This window comes from Fimbriimonas ginsengisoli Gsoil 348 (assembly GCF_000724625.1).
GTDB classification, from domain to species: Bacteria; Armatimonadota; Fimbriimonadia; order Fimbriimonadales; family Fimbriimonadaceae; genus Fimbriimonas; species Fimbriimonas ginsengisoli.
The window spans coordinates 655,640-672,965 of sequence record NZ_CP007139.1 but is presented as its reverse complement, the minus strand read 5'-3'; the positions used below and the strand labels follow the sequence as shown (position 1 = coordinate 672,965).

Below are 17,326 nucleotides of genomic sequence, written 5' to 3'. Positions count from 1 at the left end.
AATCGGGCAAGCTAGAGATATGCATCTCTTCACGCCCATGCACATCCGAGAGGTCGTGCTGCGAAATCGGATCGCGGTCTCGCCGATGTGCCAATACTCCAGCGAAGACGGGTTCGCCAACGACTGGCATCTGGTGCACCTCGGCGCGCGGGCGGTTGGCGGCGCGGGATTGGTGATGGCGGAGGCGACAGCCGTAACTCCGGATGGACGCATCTCCCCCCAGGACCTCGGCATCTGGAGCGATGCCCACGTGCCGAACCTGGCGCGGATCACGAAGTTTATCAGGGCTCAAGGCGCGGCGGCCGGGATTCAACTTGCTCACGCGGGCCGCAAGGCGAGCACACGGCGGCCATGGGAGCCCTCGGGGGTCGCCCCAGAGGAAGAAGGCGGATGGTCGAGGGTGGTCGCGCCCTCCCCAATACCGTTCAGCGACCGCACGCTTACGCCCGAGGCGCTCGACGTGACCGAGATAAGGTCGGTGATCGACGCGTTCGTCCAGGCCACCCGACGGTCGCACGAGGCCGGTTTCCAGGTAGTTGAGATCCATGGAGCCCACGGGTACTTGCTCCACCAGTTCCTATCTCCCCTCAGCAATTTCCGCACCGACGAATACGGCGGCTCGTTCGAGAACCGCATCCGATTGGTTTGCGAAGTAACCGAAGCCGTGCGAGCCGCGTGGCCGAACGATCTTCCGCTCTTCCTGCGTGTCTCCGCCTCGGACTGGGCAGAAGGGGGTTGGAAAACCGACGACACAGTTCGCCTCGCCAAGATCGTTCAAGCGCTCGGCGTAGACCTCATCGACTGTTCCAGCGGAGGCGCGATCCCGAAAGCTGAGATCCCCGTCGGGTCGGGGTACCAGGTTCCGTTCTCCCGGGCGGTCCGAGCTGCCGGGGTCCCCAGCGCCGCCGTCGGCCTTATTACCGCCCCCGCGCAGGCCGACGCCATCATCCGAAATGGCGACGCCGATATGGTCATGATCGCCCGCGAACTGCTCCGCGACCCCCATTGGCCCCTCCACGCCGCACGAGAGCTAGGCTACGAGATCAGTTGGCCCGTGCAGTACGAGCGCGCCAAAGACTGACCTCCCCCGTAGCGTCGGCGCCTCGCCGATGATCCGGTGTACCGTAAGGTACACCCTCGCGCAGGTACGAGCCAACCTGCGGCTACACGTCCTTCGGACGTAGGGATGACGGTTACTCGGCTTCGGCGTTGGTCGAACCTACATCCTCGAGATCGTCCACTCGCACGACGATCACCGTGGTGTTGTCGGTGCCGCCGCCTAGCAGCGCTTGGCCGACGATATTCCAAGCGGCCTCGGCCGGGGACTTGGTGCGAAGAATCTCACCGATGTGATCGTCGCTGACGTGGTTCATCACGCCGTCGCTGCACAGCAGGAACGTGTCGCCGACCTTCAGGTCGTACGCCTCGATATCCGGACGGACATCGGCATCCCCGCCGATGGCGCGGGTGAGAACGTGCTTGTGAGGGTGAGTCTCCGCCTGCTCAGGGGTCAGCAGGCCCGAGCGAACGTACTCTTCGATCACCGTGTGATCCATCGTCAGCCGCAAGAGCTCGCCATTACGCAGCCGATAGCTGCGGCTGTCCCCGACATTGACGGTGTACGCCTGGTCTTGCAGAAGAATGAGCGCGGTCAGCGTCGTCCCCATTCCCCGCCGCTTGGGGAAGGTCCGGGCGTTGTCGAGGACGAACCGGTTCGCCGCGGTGACCGCCGCCGCCATCGCAGTCGTCGCCTCCGACGCGGGGTGGCTCAGGTACACGTCGATGAATGTCTTCACCGTGAGGTCGCTGGCGATTTCGCCCGCCTCGTGCCCGCCCATCCCATCGCAAAGGACATAGACGTGGCCGCGCGAGGCCAGCACCCGAGGGTCCTCGCTGACGAAATACTCGAACTTGTCCTCGTTGTTCTGCCGCACGCGGCCGAGGTCCGTTTTAGCGGCGATCGTAGTGCGGGGTCGCACGCGAAGCTCGATGGCGGTCCCTAATTGGTCCTGGGCGTATTCGGCGGTGATCTCATCCATGTCGCGTATGCCTAGACGCTACCGCAAACGGCAATCGTGCGCGCGTTGGCGGGGAAAATAGTGTGAAGGCGCGGAGCGTAAGGCGCGAAGGTAATTCACGCCTTACGCCTCACGCCCATCTGCTCCTTCGCACGAAAGCAATCCGGCGAATGGTCGTCGGCCATGCCGCAGGCTTGCATGAAGGCGTACACGATCGTCGAGCCGACGAACTTGAATCCCCGCTTCTTGAGTGCCTTGCTCATCGCATCCGACTCCGGCGTGCTTGCCAGGGCCGACTCCCGATTGACGATCGGCGCATTGCCGACAAAGCTCCAAAGGTAGGTGGACAACGAGCCATATTCCCTCTGAATCTCGATCACGGCCTTGGCGTTCGACACGACGCTTTCCAGCTTCCCTCGGTGCCGAATGACGCCCGGGTTCTGAAGGATCCTCTCCACGTCGTCGGGAGTCATTTCTGCCACCCGAGCGATCCGGAAGCCGTGATACTCCTGCCGGTACCCCTCCCGCTTCTTCAATACGGTCTCCCAGCTCAACCCCGCCTGAGCCCCTTCCAACGAGAGCATCTCAAAGAGCCGATCGTCGTCGTGGCAGGGAATCCCCCACTCCTCATCGTGATACCGAGCCATCAGATCGGACACAGCCCAGGAGCAGCGGGTGAGGGGAGGGGACATGGCGTTGGGGTGTTGAGATTTGTACGCCGAAGGCTTGTAGTCGCGGGTTCTGTGCCCGCGTCTGGACCGGCCATTGGCTGGGAGCCGATCCTACTTTTTCGTTGCCAGTTCGACGCGGAACTCTTTGCTGCCGAGGCGGATGACGTCGTCGGGCTGGACCTGGGTTCGCATGTTGGGAACGAGCTTTGCGTCGTTCAGCATGGTGCCGTTCGAGGAACCGGTGTCGGTAACGTACACGCCGTCGTCCGTAATCTCGATCAAGCCATGCTTGCCGGAGACGTAGGGATCGGAGATCTGGACGTCGCTCTCCGCCTTCCGGCCAAAGATGTTGGCTCCTTTTCGAAGCGGTATCGAAAGTCCTTCGCCCACCAGCTTCGCTGGCGGAACTTCCTTAACCGGAGGCGCGGAGATCGCCGCCGTCTTATTGGAGCCGAAGACCTGGGTGGTGTTGCCCCCCTTCTGGCCCGGCAAAGCGAGTTGCATCTCGACTCCGCCGAAGGAAATCTTCTCGCCCCCGTTCAGCGAGCGCCGCTCCCCCTGAGCCAATGCCTGACCGTTGACCTTGGTGCCGTTGGTAGACCCGAGGTCCTCCACGGTCACCGCGCCTTCGTTCTGGGTGAGCTGCGCGTGCCTTCGAGACGCTCGTCCATCGGAGATCATGATGTCCCCTTCGCGGCCGACGACGGTGGTTCCGGGCCGCAGCGGATGCTCGCGGCCGCTCTGCTCCACCAAGAACGGAAGCTGCACCGCCGGCGCGCCAAACGCGTCCGGAGGGAGAGCGCGGTCGAAAATCAGCCCGCAATCGACGCAAAACATGACGCCGGCCGGGTTAAAGGTCTTACAGACCGGGCACTGGGTCGGCTTGATCGTCTGCGTCGCGTTCAACGACGGCGCCGTACCCATCATCGTCTTGTTGGGGTCGAGCGTCGGGGGCGCCCCAAGTTGGGTCCGGTTTAGGTCCCCGGTAAGCATCTGGGTCTTGTATATGTCGGACATACGGCACGAGATGGACGCGCTGAGGACACGCGTTGGTTTGACCCATTATGAGGCATGGGCTCTTAGGCTCGATAGGCTCGGAGGGCGCGACCCGTTTACCGCGGCGCGCTCTGCTCCGCCCCAGAACGCTCCGCAACCATCCAGGAGCCCACCGGAGCCGAAGAACCGAACAGCCTCAAACCCGCTACGAACTCTTCTTTCGCCGCTTCGGCGCGTCGGAGACGTCGGCCGAAGGAAGCGGGAGGGTCGAGGAGTTGATTGCCATTTCCTGCGGATCGCCTTGCATTAGACGGGGATCGTTGCCCGAAGGCGCGACCGGCGCGGTGCCCGAGCGGACGTCCCCGACCTCGAGCCGGAATTTGCCCTTCGGTCCGCTAAAACTTGCGCCCTTAGAGTCCACGCTCGTAACCGTATACAACCCTTCGATCCTTCCGCCAATGTGGAAAATCTCGGTCTTCTCGTGGCATGTGACCATCGCATAGCTGTTGCTGCCGGTGACCACGCCGTCCAATCGAATCGTTGGCTCGACGATCGCGGCGGGAGTGATGCCCCCTCCCGCACCTCCGGGATGAAGGTAGATCGGGCCGGAACCGGGGAGGGTGCCAGAAAGCGGAGGCGGAGTCCGCCCTCCGCCCGTGACCTTCGGCGTCGGGTCGGGTCGCCGGAGCTGTCCCGGCTCCGGGAGAACTTTCCGGAACGGGTCGCTCGGGCCGCCCATTTCGGTTGTCCGGTCGATCGCCGTACCTTTGTTAGCCGGTTCGTAGGGATTACCCGCCGGCGTTGAAATCGGCGACGGCGCGGTTCCGGTTGCAGTCGCCGATGTCGGAGGAGGTGAATAAGCCGGAGTCCGAGTATTCGTCGCCACGATCAAACCCGGAGCTTGGGTCGATCCCGGAGGGGCAAGCGGGGCCGGAGCGGGTTTCTTGGCCACCATGCCCATGATGCTCATGCTGAAAAACCCCAGCATTCCCACCGACAAGATTCCAAGCACGATTACCTTGGGCTTGTCTTTTGCGTCAATCGGCTTCATTTCTTATCCTGAGCGTCCTTTACGATGTGGGGCGTAACCGTCACGATGATGTTGCTCCGTCTATGGTTTCGGTCGTTGTGCCGGAAAAGTTGACCCACGATCGGCAGTTTGCTGAGAAATGGGACTTCCGAGATGGTGCGGGTGTCTTCGTCGCGGATCAGCCCGCCGATAACCACCGTCTCGCCGTCCTGGACCATCACTACCGTCTTCGCATCACGGGAGGCGGTTTGTGGGAGGCCGTTGGTAATGCTGGTCAGAGTCTGTACGACCGGGTTCAGACGGAGGGTGATATTGCCATCCGCATTGACGCGTGGCCGGACGTTAAGTCCGATGCCGATGTTGAACTTTTCCAACTGAACGTTCTGGGAACCTAAAGCACCGTTCGTGCTGATCGGAAAGCTCAGCTCGTCGCCGATAAAGAAGTTCGCTTCCTCGTTGTTCATCACCTGCATACTTGGATTCGCCATGAGCTTGGCATCCGTTTTCTGCACCATGAGGTCGAGGACGGCCAGTAAGTTGAACGGAAGCCTGCCAATCTGCCCCACGCCGGGGGTGTGAGAGATATGGGTTAAGGTATTCGTGTCGGTGCCTGGCGCAATGTCGAAGAACTGAAGCGGCTGCCAACTGTATTTAAGGCCAACCTTTTCAATGTCGGTCGGCGAAGCGTCGACGATGCGCACGTCGATCACCACCTGGAGCGGCTTGGTGTCGACCTTGGCAAGTAAAGCCAAGGCGTTGCTGACATCGTCGCGGCGGCCCTTTAGGACAATCCTCGTTGAGCGATCATAGGCTGTGGAGGTCGATGACCCGCCGGCTCCGGGGCCGCCGGAGGCCCCGCCGCCAGCCGAGTCGCTAGGTCCCTGGCCGCCGCCAATGCCCGAACCGCCGGAAGGTCCGGAGCTCGTTTGACTGGCTCCTCCGACGCTAGCCCCGCTAACGTTCGCAAGCGACCCGCGTCCGGCGACTCCGCTCGGAATATAGGTGGGCGGAGCGATGGTTGCTTGAACGCTCGGGGTCGCCTCCTGGAGAAAGGCTAGGATGGTGACGGCGCTCGCGTACCGGACGTCGTACATCTCCACCACCGGCAGGGAAGCGGCGGACGGGGTAATTGAGTCGAGTTGGATCGCCTTCGCTTTCGCTTCCGCAACACCCGCGGGGCTTCCGATCAGCGCGATCGATCCGCCGCCGCCCTGGCCATCGGCGAGCACCGAGGTCTTCACGTCCGGATAGAGCTCGGTGAGAACGATGGCAACCTGCTTCGCCGACGCGACCCCCAGGCTAACGACCTCCGCGAGGCGAGCCTCCTTCGGAGCTTGCACGGGCCGGTCGGTGATCAACTCGCGAGCCAGCTTGATGTCGTCGGGGATGCCGACGACCGTAATTTCGCTGTTTCCCCCGGTGACGGTGGCATGTGGAAGAAGATCCTGGAGCGACTTCACAAAATCCGGAGTGATGCCGTCTGCCTTGATTCGCGCCCGCTCGGCGAACGGCGTTAGTGCCTGGCGCATCGCCTCCGCTTTCGCCACCACGTAGATCTTGCCGACCCGCCGGTAGGAGAGCCCGGCGGCGGCCGTCGTCCCTCGCACCGCCTCGTCGGCGTTTGCCGCCACGAAGTGCAGAGTGACCGGAAGCTTCTCGGCTCCCGAGTAAATAATGTTCGCTCCGCTCAAGAGACCGATGGTGCGAAAGATTTGGCCCACGTCGGTCTGCGAAAAGTTCAGAGTAATCGGGGCGGTCACTCCGGTTTGAATGGGTGTAACGGTCGTTCCCGAACCCTGAGTGGCCAAGGCCAAGATACCGGCGGCGAGGATGGTGTTCATGAGTTCTCTAGTGGGCTGGAACGACGGGCGTAGCCGCAGGGGCTGGTGGAGTCGGCGCTTTGACGACGTAGCGAGTGACGATCATGGAGAGACGTACCTTGTCCCTCGCGTCGGGCCGCGTCCACGCAACGCTTGAAAAGTTCAGCAGTCGATCATTCTGTTCCAGTGTCCGAGCGAATGCTAGCACTGACCGGTAAGGTCCGACTACCTCTAGCAGTCCCGAGATTGGACTAATTTCGGCAAGCGCGGCCGGAGGAGGCGGCCCTCCCGGAGGTCCGGCCGGTAGGCGAGGGTTGGCGCTCCAGCGCAAAATCTCTACCTCGTTGGCCCGGGCAGTGCCACGAACGTAGTTCAGGAACTGGCTCTCTTCTACCGCGTCCTCTGGCACCGCCGCCTTTCGACCTTCGGGAATATTCTGCTGCGACTCGAGCGATTTCAGCGTCTGCTGGATAAGCCGCTCGACCTGTTGCCGCTGCTCCGAGTCTTGGACGAAGTGATTTCTCTGCGAGAACGCGTCGGCGAAAAGGCCAAAAGCGATGAGGGTCGGCAGGGCGACCAGTGCGATTCTACTTCGATCGTGAGAGGTCATGAGCGGGCTCCTTGGCCTGGGTTGGAAAGGGGCGTTGCGCCGGTAGGCGTTCCCGCCAGACCTAAGCTGGCGGTAGTGGTAGGCGAGGCGCTGGGAGGCGGAGCAACCGGCCGGGGAGCATTCTGGACGCTCATTCGGAACCGGATTCCGGCCGCGGGGATGTTGGGATCTACGCTCTCGAACCAGGTCAGCGAAACTCCGGCGAACAGCGGCTCGCTACGAAGCGAGTCGCTCATCTTGATAATCGCCGCTTGAGAGGTGGTTTCTCCCGATATGTCGGCGGTCGCCGGAGACATGCGGACTTCCATGAGTCCGACGCCGTCCGGAACGGCGCGCGTGATGGCGGAGATAAGCGAGCGCACCGGAACCCCCTCGGCGGAGAGCAGCCGCAACCGTTCCTCCTTCTGAATCGCCTGTTGGGCTTGGGCCTGCTCGATCTGCTGAGTGGTGGCGAGCTTCTCCTTCGACTTCGCCAAATCGTTGGCGGCCGACCGAGCCCTAACCGTACCGAGCGCCGCGGTCAGGAGGCCGCATGCGAGCAGTACCAGCGAGCAAACCATTGCGACGCCGAACTTTCGGCGTCCTTCCTCTTTGACCTCCGCCTTGACGCGCTGGTTGGCGAAAAGGGAAATGATCGGCACCCCTTCCGGCAGATGGCGAGGATCGCGGAGCGCAAGTCCGTAAGCCGCGACGTATCGGTTGGTGTCTTTCTCGGTTAATGCCTTGAGGATGCGGATGTTCGGACCGCCGCGGCGGATATCCGAGACCTGGACCGTCAACTGGAGCGCCGATTCAAGCCAGTGGGCGAGCGTCGACGCCTCGGCATGGGTGCAACCCATGTGGATCAAATCCGTTCCGCGGCTCTCGGGGAGCTCGCGGGCAAGGAAGTCGATCGACCGCCGAAGCTCGATGGCGAGGCTGCTGGCCGCATCGACGTCGAAGTAAGGCTTGAACGTGCCGTCCTCCGGATCGGGCACGTCGAAGATCGACGAGCCCAGGTCGAAGGATCGATGAAGCGCAAGCTGGCCCGCGTCGAGGAGCGAAATTTGAGCGTGCGTCTCGCTCAGCGTGACTACGACGCTGGGCGGGGAAGTGACCTGGCTGTACGCCACCCGGTATAGGGCCGAGTGGGTCGGCTCGACGGCGATGAGACGAAGTCCCGCGGCCCGCGCCAACACTTGGACGCTCTCCAAGATCCGGCGCTCCGCGCCAAACATCAGGAAGTTCCGGAACGACGACTCCAGTAGCTTGCTATCGTTCAGTCGAACAAGGTCGAAAGAAGCGCCCGGCTCTCGGAAGAGCTGGTAGTGCTCGATCTCACCCTCGACGATGCGGTGCAGCTCTTGGCCGGCAACCGGAGGCACGCCGAGCGGTCTAACCAGGCAGCACCAAGCGGGAATGCCGAAGGCCGCTTCGGAGGTATGGATATTGGCCTCGTCGAGGCAGTGACGGAGTTGTGCGCCCAAGCGCTCCGGATCCGTGACCCCCCACTCGCCGAGAAAGTCCTCGCCCGGCTTGAATACGGCAAGCGCGGAAATCGAAGCCTCGCCGTCCTTGTTCCGGATTTCTACGATCCGGATCTCCTGTTCGTGGAGCTCTATTCCCAGTAAGCTGCGTGAAGCTTTCAGACCCATGAAACCTATCCTTTTGAGTCGCGTTCGACTCACTTGGTTAATATCGGCGCATTCCTAGAACTCTTGAGGCACTCGGTTTTCTCTGGGCCAAACCGCCGGTCCGAGATAAGGCAACTAGGGCACTCCGTGGCTAGGATTGCCGATGGAAGGGCGCGGCTTTGCGCCGCGAAGGTTGAGGGTGGACGTAAGCTGGCTTAAAGTCCGTCGAGGCGAACTTTCTTCGGAGCGTTTCGCATCCGCACCGTCGTCGTCATGCGGTTGGTCACGCCGCTGGAGCTCGTCGTAATGTCGATGAGAACCCCGCAGACAAACGGCCGCTCGGCCGCGGTAGGGGCGTTCGGGTTGGTGGTCGTCGTCCAGGGCGAGTTGTAGGACGCGGCTTTGTAGTACGTGAAGGAGACCGCCGAGACGAGGGTGACCACCGAGGTCGTAACACCTCCCGCCGTGCGGGAAAGAGTCCCGTTCGCGAAGGAGTAGGTGATCTTATTGCAGGCAGTGCCGTCGTAGTAGTAGGTCAAGCTAGTTGCGGTAGCCGCATCCAGCACCGAGTCCACGGTCCCATTGCTCGAATTCGTGCAAGCGTCGGCGCCCCGAAGGTGGTCCGCCAGCGTGTCGATCGCCGCCCGAGTTTGGGCCGTGCTCGCATTCATGTCGCTGTTCGACTGCTGCCCTATCATCAACGTGACGAGTTGTTGGAACACGATGACCGAAACCAGACCGCCGATGAGCAGCGACAACAGGGTTTGTAGAAGCGTAAGTCCGCGTCTCACGGACCGCCCCACGCCAGATAGGTTACGGACCGCCCTTTCTCCGCTCCATTCGGAGCCAAGCTCACGACGACGGTAACGGTGCGGAGCGCTTTTTCACTCACCGAGGTGTCGACGAAAAGATTGCTCGAGACGGTGGTGGTGACCCGGTATCGGTCGGTCGACGAAGTGGTCGTGCTGCCACCCGCGCAGTTCTGGTCGTAATAGCGGGTCGTGCTTCCCTCGGCAAGGTTGGCGAATCCCAGATTCTTCGCCTCCTCGATCCCACGGCGACAGAGCATTTGGGCGGCCGAGTCCTCCGACACTCTCGCCGTGAGGTTAGAGACCGTCATGAAGATGCCCACCGATCCCAACATCGCGACGGTCACGATCAACGTCGCCACCAGGGTTTCGATCATCGTGATGCCGCGCCGGGTTCTCGCGGTGCTTATGGGGTTCCGGAGGCTCCTGAATTTGCGCATGTCGATGGGCTCCTGTGAAGCGGTTCGGGGAGCGCCAAGGTCGTCCTTCCCTTAAAGTCGGTGGAATTCGAATAGATCTATAGGGTCGCGAAGCTCTCGCGCGGCGAATGTCCCCAAAGAACTATTGAACGAGGCGGCTCGAACCGATAAGGAAATAAGGATTCTCCCAATGAAGTTCCCCCCCAACCCCCGCCGCTTCCCGGCAGGCGTCACCCGCTATCGCGGACGCCGTGGATCGGCCCTGATGTCTGCCCTCGCCCTCGTGGCGATGACTTCGCTTCTCGTGACCGGAGCTTGCCTGTTGACCACGTCCTACGTCGCCAAGCAAACCAGGGACGAAGAGTACGCCCGTGCGATCGATATTGCGGACGCCGCCACGAATTACGAGCTCAACTACGTGGACACCCACATGGCCTCGGGTTGGAACGCCCACACGGCGGCCTCCCCCTATACCGGTTCGATCAGCGGGATCTCCGGCTCGTTTTCCGTCTACACCGCCCCCGCCTCCGGAACGGGAACCTGGTCGCCTCCGGACGATATGGTGGTCGTGGCAACCGGAACCGCTGGCACCGGCAGCGAGTCGGTAAGCCGCACCATCAGTTTTTCCGCCAGAGGGTACAGCCCTCTATTCCAGGGCGACTACGCCGTATTTGGCAACCAAAGCGTGGCGTTCAGCGGCGCGAGCAGCACCCTCACCGGAAATCTGGGCTCCAACGGTCCGATCACGGGCAACGGCTCGGTCACCGGCCAGGTATTCCTGGGTGGTACAGCCGCGTCCATCGGAAGCGGAATTACCTCCCAAGGGGTCACCCGCTATACACGGGCGGTGGACTACCCTACGATCGATACCATCGTCGCCGAGGTTTTCCCCCAGGGGTGGGCGACATTGACTTCCTCCGCTCAGCTCTCCGCTCAAGCGGCAAGAATCCGAAAATTTACCAATACCTCCGGAACGCTTTCTCCGACTGGAACGACGTCGGCAAACTGGAGCGCGTCGGTCACGGACCTGACGAACTCATCTTTCGGTAGCTTTCCGCTTTCGACGATGATCTTGCCCCCCGGCGATTACTACTTCACCTCCGCCCAGCTTAGCGGCCAGAGCGCGATCGTTTGCGACACTGGCGGCGTGACTTACACCGGAGGCTCGCCGGGACCGGTCAGGATCTGGATGGGTGGAAGCGGCACTCAGCAAGACACGCTGAACATCAACGTTACGTTCACGGCAGCCGACGCCCACTACTTCCGACTCTATTACAACAAGGCGTCGGCCCTCTCGATCGGCGGAAACATGGCCTACTACGGCGGAATCTACGCCATTCGCGCGGGCTTGAACGGGTCGGTGACGCCAGCTACGTTGAGCCTTGCGGGAGGCGCCCGGGTTACCGGTTCCATCATCGCCGATGTCGTGAAGATGGGCGGTGGCGGCGCGGTCACCTACCCCACCGGGGGTCTCGGCTACGCGGGCGACTACGTCGACAAGTACGGGTTCCTAAAGAACTGGAAGGAGCTCGTCGGCACCCGCCCACGTGTCTTCTCCGACGGAACAAACTGGTAAACCACCTCTCCCCTTAGCATCGGCTCCCAGCCAATGGCCCTCCTACCTGGGGTGGGGCGCTCGCCCACGCCATCCAGCTCGCCAGCCCGCAACGCGTCTACATCTTTCCTGTCCAACCGGATTAGAATTCCTGCATGGTCAAATTGACGGCACGGGAGAGGCTTGCCGCGGGCGATCCGCCCGCCGTGTACACCTTGGACGATGCGAAAGCGGCTCGCCTGAAAGGGCGAACGATGCTGATCCCGTCCCCGATGCAGGTACGCGACGCGATCGCCGCCATCCCGGTGGGACAGTCGAAGACGTTCGGCCAACTAAGAGCCGACCTGGCGAGGGATTCCGGCGCGGATGTCACCTGTCCGTTTGCCGCCGGTGTCTTCTGGCGAGTCGTGGCCGAGGCCGCCGAGGAGGATCGAGCCGAAGGCGCGACCGAAGTGACCCCCTGGTGGCGCGTAACTCGAGACGGAAAGCCCAACCCCAAACTCCCCGGCGGCGAATCGCGCCACCGCGAGCTCCTCGGGGAAGAAGGGATCAAGATCTAGTGCTATCCTGCAACATCATGGGGTTTCTCGTGGCATTGGCGTTGCTGGCGGTCGGATCGACCCAAGATCAAGCGGGTGTGATGGGAAGCCTCGCCCGCCCCATGGAAGGGCGCAGCATGCGCGCGACCTCGACCTTTCGCCAAGGCAAGGACGGCAAGTACGACTCCAAAGCGTTCCCGAAGGGCGACCTTGAGGAGCGAAGCAACTCGGACAATTTCCGCGTCGCCCCCGGCGAAACCCACACGCTGATGGACGTGAAGGGCCCCGGCGCGATCACCCACATGTGGATGACGTTCCTGGGTCCGGAGCCGCAGGATTGGGCCAAGAACGGATCGGCCAACCACCAGGAAATGCTGCTGCGGATCTACTGGGACGGCAGCAAACGCCCCGCCGTCGAAGCGCCGGTCGGCGATTTCTTCGCCAATGCGTTTGGAAAGCGGAACGAAGTGATTTCGCTGCCCGTGCTGGTTGAGGACGCCGATTCTTACAACTGCTTCTGGCGGATGCCGTTTCACAAATCGGCCCGGGTGGAGATCGTCAACCAGAGCGACAAGCCGATCAACCTTCTCTACTACAACATCGACTGGATCAAGCTCGACCGGCTGGCCAAGGACACTCCGTACTTCTATGCCCAATACCGGCAGGAATATCCGGTCAAGCACGGCGAGGATTACGTGATCCTCGACACCAAGGGGAAGGGCCATTACGTGGGAACCGTCTTGTCGGTCCGCACCCGCTCGCCGATGTGGTTCGGCGAGGGTGACGAAAAGATCTACATCGACGGCGAAGATCACGCCTCGATCTGGGGCACCGGCACCGAGGATTACTTCCTCTCCGCCTGGGGGCTCAAGAAGACCAGCACGCCGTACTTCGGCGTCCCCGACTTCGACCAGTGGGGAATCGTCGGCGGCCACACCAGCGCCTACCGGTGGCACCTAAACGACCCGCTCGTCTTCCAAAAGGGGATCCGCGTAACGATGGAGCACTTCGGCTGGATGTCGCCCGACGAAAACCCGAAGGGCCAGACCAATAGCTGGAACGAGCGAGAGGACGACTACTCCAGCGTCGCCTACTGGTACCAAACCGGCGAGCCGACCTTCACCGCCCGCGCCCCTGATGCCAAGGAGCGCAAGCTGCCGAGCCTTGAGAGAATCGTGGCGCGGGAAGTCCGGCATGGCGCCGGAGAGGCGACGTCCCAACAGCTCGACCTCTACGACGGTCCGCAGACCCTTTACGAGCCGAAGAGCCAAGAAGGAGCCTGGCTGGAAGTGCCGTTCACCGTCGCCAAGAAAGAGCCGTTGCGCTTGCTGTTGAACATGACGACCTCCTACGACTTCGGCACCTACCAGGCGTACCTAAACGGCATCAAACTCGGCGGCCCAATCGACCTATACAGCGCCGACGTCAAGAACCTCGAGGTCCACCTCCTCGACTTCTGGCCCGACCCCGGCCAGTACACCCTGCGCCTAGAGTGCGTAGGCAAAAACCCAGCCTCCCGCGGCTATTTCGCCGGCATCGAGTCCCTCCGCCTCAGAGAACGCCGACCCCGAGTGACGACGTTCGGGTTCGACAAAGACAAGGATTGGAAGAAGAATCCGATTTTGTATAACTAGGCGGAGGGGCGTTGAGGCGTTAGGCGCTAAGGCGTTGGACGTTGGAGAAGTCGTTCGTATGCTGAAGAGCGTTATGCGCACGTTAACGCCCAACGCCTAACGCCCAATGCCTTTCCAAAAAGGTATCTTACGGTACGTGAGTGAGAGCAAGATTATTACCGTATTCGGCGCGACCGGGGCTCAAGGAGGCGGGTTGGTCCGCGCGATTCTCGACGACCCAGAAGGTGGATTCAAGGCGCGAGCCGTCACCCGCAACCCAGATTCCGACAAGGCAAAAGCGCTCGCCGCGCTTGGTGCGGAAGTGGTGGCGGGCGACGTCGACGACCCCGCGAGCGTAGCCAAAGCGCTAGAAGGAGCCTACGGCGCTTACTTCGTCACCTTCTTCTGGGACCACTTCTCGCCCGAGAAGGAGGCCGCTCAGGCCAAGACTTTCGCCGAAGCCGCCAAAGCGGCGGGTATTCAGCACGCCATCTGGTCGACCCTCGAAGACACGCGCAAATTCGTGCCATTGAGCGACGACCGGATGCCGACGCTCCAAGGCAAGTACAAGGTTCCGCACTTCGACGTCAAGGGTGAGTCCAACCAGCTCTTCGTGCAGGCCGGCGTGCCCACGACCTTCTTGCTTACCTCCTTCTACTGGGATAACTTCATCCACTTCGGTATGGGCCCACAGCGGGGGCCGGACGGCAAGCTCGCGCTCAATCTCCCAATGGGCGACCGCCGCCTTCCCGGGATTGCCGCCGAAGACATCGGCCGGTGCGCATACGGGATCTTCAAGCGCCCCGAGTTGATCGGCCAGACCGTCGGTATCGCCGGCGAGCACCCCACCGGCACGGAAATGGCGCGTGAATTCAGCGAGGCGCTCGGCGAAGAGGTCGTGTACAACGCGGTCCCGTTCGACGTCTACCGCAGCCTCGGGTTTCCCGGCGCAGACGACCTGGGCAATATGTTCCAGTTTAAGCACGACTTCCAGGACGACTTCCGCGCCCCTCGCGATGTCGCCGAGTCCGCGCTGCTAAACCCCCGCCTCCAATCGTTCCACCAGTGGCTCCAAGCCCACGCGGATAGCTTCGCCACGAAGTAGCCGCCAACCCTGAATCCTCCGGATTCATCCGGAGGATTCACTCAGCCTGGATTGCTCCGCCACATATCGCCGACCCTTTAGAGGCCGTCGAGACTGATCTTCTTGGGGGCGTTACGCATGCGAACGGTCGTTTGCATCCGAGTGGCGACGCCGTTGTAAGTGGTGGTTACGTCGATCAGCACGCCGCACACGTAGGGAAGTTCCGCCGCCGTGGGCGCATTCGGAAGCGTCGTCGTCGTCCAAGGCGAGTTGTAGGTGGCGGCCTTGTAGTAGGTGAAGGAGAGGGAAGAGACATTGCGGGCTACGATGGTGGTCACACCGTTATCCGTTCGCGAGAGCGTTCCGTTGGTGAGGAAGTAGCGGACCTTGGTGCAGGCGCTGTCCCCGTAGTAAGTCAAGCTGGTCGCCGTTGCGGCGTCGACTACCGAATTCAGCACCCCGGCCGCGGAATTTGTGCAGGAGTCGGCCGAGCGAAGGTGGTCGGCCAGCGTGTCGAGCTCCTGGCGAGAACCCGTCGCGGTCATGTTCGTGTCGCTCGCTGCTTGTTGGCCGATCGACAGCGTGAGAAGCTGCTGAAACACGATGACGCAGACGAGGCCGCCGATAAAGAGCGACAAAAGGGTCTGGAGGAGAGTAAAACCTTCTTTTCTCATGGTCCACCCCACGCAAAGTAGGTGCCCGTGGTCTCGAGCGTCTTGTTGTCGGTAGTGCTAATCACCGTGACGATCACCGTGCGGAGCGCCGTTTTGTCCACCACCCCGCCAGAGATAACGTCGCTGCTTACCGTCGTAACGACCTTGAAGCGGTCGGTAGGCGACGTGCTCGTGGCTCCGCCGGCTCCGTTGATGTCGAAATAACGCGTGGTCGAACCCTCGGGAAGGTTGGCGAACCCGAGGTTCTTGGCCTCCTCGATGGCGCGCCGGGCGATGGTTTCGGCGGTGGATGCTTGCGCGGTATTCGCGCTAAGGGTCGCCACGCTCATAAAGATCCCTACCGCGCCGAGCATCGCGACCGTAACGATCACCGTTGCGATCAGCGTTTCGATCATCGTGATTCCCCGGGAGCGTTGCGACCGCGATATTCGCCTTGTTCGAACCATCATCGGTTAGTCCCATCCGCGAAAACGGAGCCGTTGGCGATGACCTTGATCTCCTGCCAGGTGTCGGAGAAGCCGTAGATATTGCCGATCACGAAGTCGCCGCCGTCCGACATGTCGGCCGATGGGCCGGTGGCAACCGCGCCTCCCGTGAGCGAGACCTGGTCCGCGATCACTTCGCCGGTAACCTTTGCGCCTCCGGCGAGGGAGATCGTCGCCGCAGTGATCGCAGAATTGGCGCCGGCCCTTACTCCGTAGATCCCGCCGTAGTACGGCATATTGCCCCCCAGAGAGATGGAGGAAGCCTTGTTGTAGTAGAGCCGGAACTTCGAAGGATCGTTGGGCGTGGTGAACGTGACGTCGCAGTTGATGGTGTCTTGACTGGTCGAGTCGTTTACCCAGATCCGTACCGGCCCTGGGGTTCCTCCCGGAACGGTCAGGGCGGCGGTATCGCAGATGATCTTGCTGTTTCCGCTGATCTGGATATCGGTGAAATAGTAGTCGCCCGGGGGAAGGATTAGGGTGTTCACACCTAGGGAGTTGAACATTGAGTTGGTAAGGCTCGACGTGTAGGTCCAGCCGGCCAATTTCGTTCCCGCGACGGTTACCACGGGAGAGTTACCGACGAAGGTTCTCATCCGCGCGGATTGAGCGGAAATCTGCGTGGCGCTCCGGAGGGTGCTCCAGCCGTTCGGAAACGTCGCCGCCACGATCGTATCGATCGTTGGCCAGGTAAGCGCGTCGGTCTGCCGAATGATGGAACGGCAGGTGACCGAGTTGCCACCCGGAAGGTTGGCGCTGGGTCCGCAGAGGACGACGTTTCCGTTGATCGACCCGTTGCCCCCCGCCTTCACGACGATCGGTCCGTTTGCGCCGAGATCGCCGTTAATGGCGCTGCTGGCGCCGGAGAACGTGACCCCCGAATAACCGAAGATCGTGTACTTACCGTCGAATAGCTTGCGCCCGCCGCCCCCTTTGCAGTTGGCGGTAACGGTGCGCGAAATGCCGTTGACGGTACCGGTGGAGACCACCGTCATCGCGCTCGGCGGAGCCCAGTTGGTCGTGCCGTCGGTGTTGGTGACGTAGGTGGTGAAGGTACCGGCAACCCCGGGGACACTCCCCTGGTAAGCGGACCCGGAGAGGTGGGCGACTGGCGAGCTGGTGAGGTGAGTCGAGACGTACCGCAGCTCGTAATTGATCCCGGCCTCGGCAAGTTGCATCGCCAGCGCGTAGTCCGCTTCGCGTTGCTGAAGCGTCGCGTGCGAGGTTGCGAGCACCGAAATTCCGCTCACCATCAGCGCCGTGATCGCGACCAATGCCAATGCTGAAATCAGTGCGGAGCCCCGCTCCCGTACTCTTCGAAATTTTTGGATCATAACCTGGCGTGCTTTCGGCCCCGAAACTCGCAGATCGGCCGGTTCGCCAATAGTTT

The 17,326-nt window shown here is 62.0% G+C and carries 17 protein-coding genes; 5 read left to right on the top strand and 12 right to left on the bottom strand.

Going from position 1 to position 17,326, the window contains the following annotated elements; genetic code table 11:
* Positions 1-19: 19 nt before the first annotated feature.
* Positions 20-1,081 (top strand): NADH:flavin oxidoreductase/NADH oxidase, encoded by a 1,062-nt coding sequence (locus tag OP10G_RS03145; RefSeq protein ID WP_025227334.1) that lies wholly within the window; start codon positions 20-22, stop codon positions 1,079-1,081.
* Positions 1,082-1,193: 112 nt separating this feature from the next.
* On the opposite strand, the gene OP10G_RS03140 is transcribed toward OP10G_RS03145, so the two are convergent.
* The 9 genes from OP10G_RS03140 to OP10G_RS03100 form a co-directional block, all read right to left on the bottom strand.
* On the bottom strand, positions 1,194-2,039 hold the full coding sequence (locus OP10G_RS03140; RefSeq protein ID WP_025227335.1) for a Stp1/IreP family PP2C-type Ser/Thr phosphatase: 846 nt from the start codon (positions 2,037-2,039) through the stop codon (positions 1,194-1,196).
* Positions 2,040-2,134: 95 nt separating this feature from the next.
* Entirely contained in the window at positions 2,135-2,710 is a 576-nt protein-coding gene (locus tag OP10G_RS03135; RefSeq protein ID WP_025227336.1) for a DNA-3-methyladenine glycosylase I, read from the bottom strand.
* 90 nt (positions 2,711-2,800) lie between these two features.
* Positions 2,801-3,706 (bottom strand): FHA domain-containing protein, encoded by a 906-nt coding sequence (locus OP10G_RS03130; protein WP_025227337.1) that lies wholly within the window; start codon positions 3,704-3,706, stop codon positions 2,801-2,803.
* Between the two features lie 184 nt (positions 3,707-3,890).
* The gene (locus tag OP10G_RS03125) at positions 3,891-4,736 is read right to left on the bottom strand and encodes a hypothetical protein (RefSeq protein ID WP_025227338.1); all 846 of its coding nucleotides are present in this window, start codon (positions 4,734-4,736) and stop codon (positions 3,891-3,893) included.
* Positions 4,733-6,556, bottom strand: a complete 1,824-nt coding sequence (locus OP10G_RS03120; protein ID WP_025227339.1) for a type II secretion system protein GspD — start codon at positions 6,554-6,556, stop codon at positions 4,733-4,735. Before OP10G_RS03120 ends, OP10G_RS03125 begins: the two co-directional genes overlap by 4 nt.
* A gap of 7 nt (positions 6,557-6,563) precedes the next feature.
* A complete protein-coding gene (locus OP10G_RS03115) occupies positions 6,564-7,145 on the bottom strand; it encodes a hypothetical protein (RefSeq protein WP_025227340.1) in 582 nt (193 codons plus the stop codon).
* On the bottom strand, positions 7,142-8,779 hold the full coding sequence (locus OP10G_RS03110) for a PilN domain-containing protein (protein WP_025227341.1): 1,638 nt from the start codon (positions 8,777-8,779) through the stop codon (positions 7,142-7,144). Before OP10G_RS03110 ends, OP10G_RS03115 begins: the two co-directional genes overlap by 4 nt.
* A 194-nt stretch (positions 8,780-8,973) precedes the next feature.
* Entirely contained in the window at positions 8,974-9,516 is a 543-nt protein-coding gene (locus tag OP10G_RS03105; protein WP_025227342.1) for a hypothetical protein, read from the bottom strand.
* Positions 9,517-9,545: 29 nt separating this feature from the next.
* A complete protein-coding gene (locus OP10G_RS03100; RefSeq protein WP_227625047.1) occupies positions 9,546-9,944 on the bottom strand; it encodes a hypothetical protein in 399 nt (132 codons plus the stop codon).
* A 232-nt stretch (positions 9,945-10,176) separates the two neighbouring features.
* On the opposite strand from OP10G_RS03100, the gene OP10G_RS03095 reads away from it, so the two are divergent.
* From OP10G_RS03095 to OP10G_RS03080, 4 genes are all read left to right on the top strand, one after another.
* On the top strand, positions 10,177-11,562 hold the full coding sequence (locus OP10G_RS03095) for a DUF7305 domain-containing protein (RefSeq protein ID WP_025227344.1): 1,386 nt from the start codon (positions 10,177-10,179) through the stop codon (positions 11,560-11,562).
* Positions 11,563-11,696: 134 nt separating this feature from the next.
* Positions 11,697-12,101 (top strand): MGMT family protein, encoded by a 405-nt coding sequence (locus OP10G_RS03090; protein WP_025227345.1) that lies wholly within the window; start codon positions 11,697-11,699, stop codon positions 12,099-12,101.
* 17 nt (positions 12,102-12,118) lie between these two features.
* Positions 12,119-13,714, top strand: a complete 1,596-nt coding sequence (locus OP10G_RS23860) for a glycoside hydrolase family 172 protein (protein WP_052547485.1) — start codon at positions 12,119-12,121, stop codon at positions 13,712-13,714.
* 136 nt (positions 13,715-13,850) lie between these two features.
* Positions 13,851-14,798, top strand: coding sequence for an NmrA/HSCARG family protein (locus OP10G_RS03080; RefSeq protein WP_025227347.1), 948 nt, complete (start codon positions 13,851-13,853; stop codon positions 14,796-14,798).
* A 77-nt stretch (positions 14,799-14,875) separates the two neighbouring features.
* Here OP10G_RS03080 and OP10G_RS03075 read toward each other — a convergent pair whose 3' ends face one another.
* Genes OP10G_RS03075 through OP10G_RS03065 form a run of 3 tightly spaced genes read right to left on the bottom strand, consistent with a single transcriptional unit; the run spans position 14,876 to position 17,210 of the window.
* The gene (locus tag OP10G_RS03075; protein ID WP_025227348.1) at positions 14,876-15,451 is read right to left on the bottom strand and encodes a PulJ/GspJ family protein; all 576 of its coding nucleotides are present in this window, start codon (positions 15,449-15,451) and stop codon (positions 14,876-14,878) included.
* Entirely contained in the window at positions 15,448-15,897 is a 450-nt protein-coding gene (locus OP10G_RS03070) for a type IV pilus modification PilV family protein (RefSeq protein ID WP_227625120.1), read from the bottom strand. The genes OP10G_RS03075 and OP10G_RS03070 overlap by 4 nt, the downstream gene beginning before the upstream one ends.
* Complete coding sequence (locus OP10G_RS03065; RefSeq protein WP_227625046.1) at positions 15,897-17,210, bottom strand: DUF7305 domain-containing protein; 1,314 nt, start codon at positions 17,208-17,210, stop codon at positions 15,897-15,899. Before OP10G_RS03065 ends, OP10G_RS03070 begins: the two co-directional genes overlap by 1 nt.
* Positions 17,211-17,326: the final 116 nt, after the last annotated feature.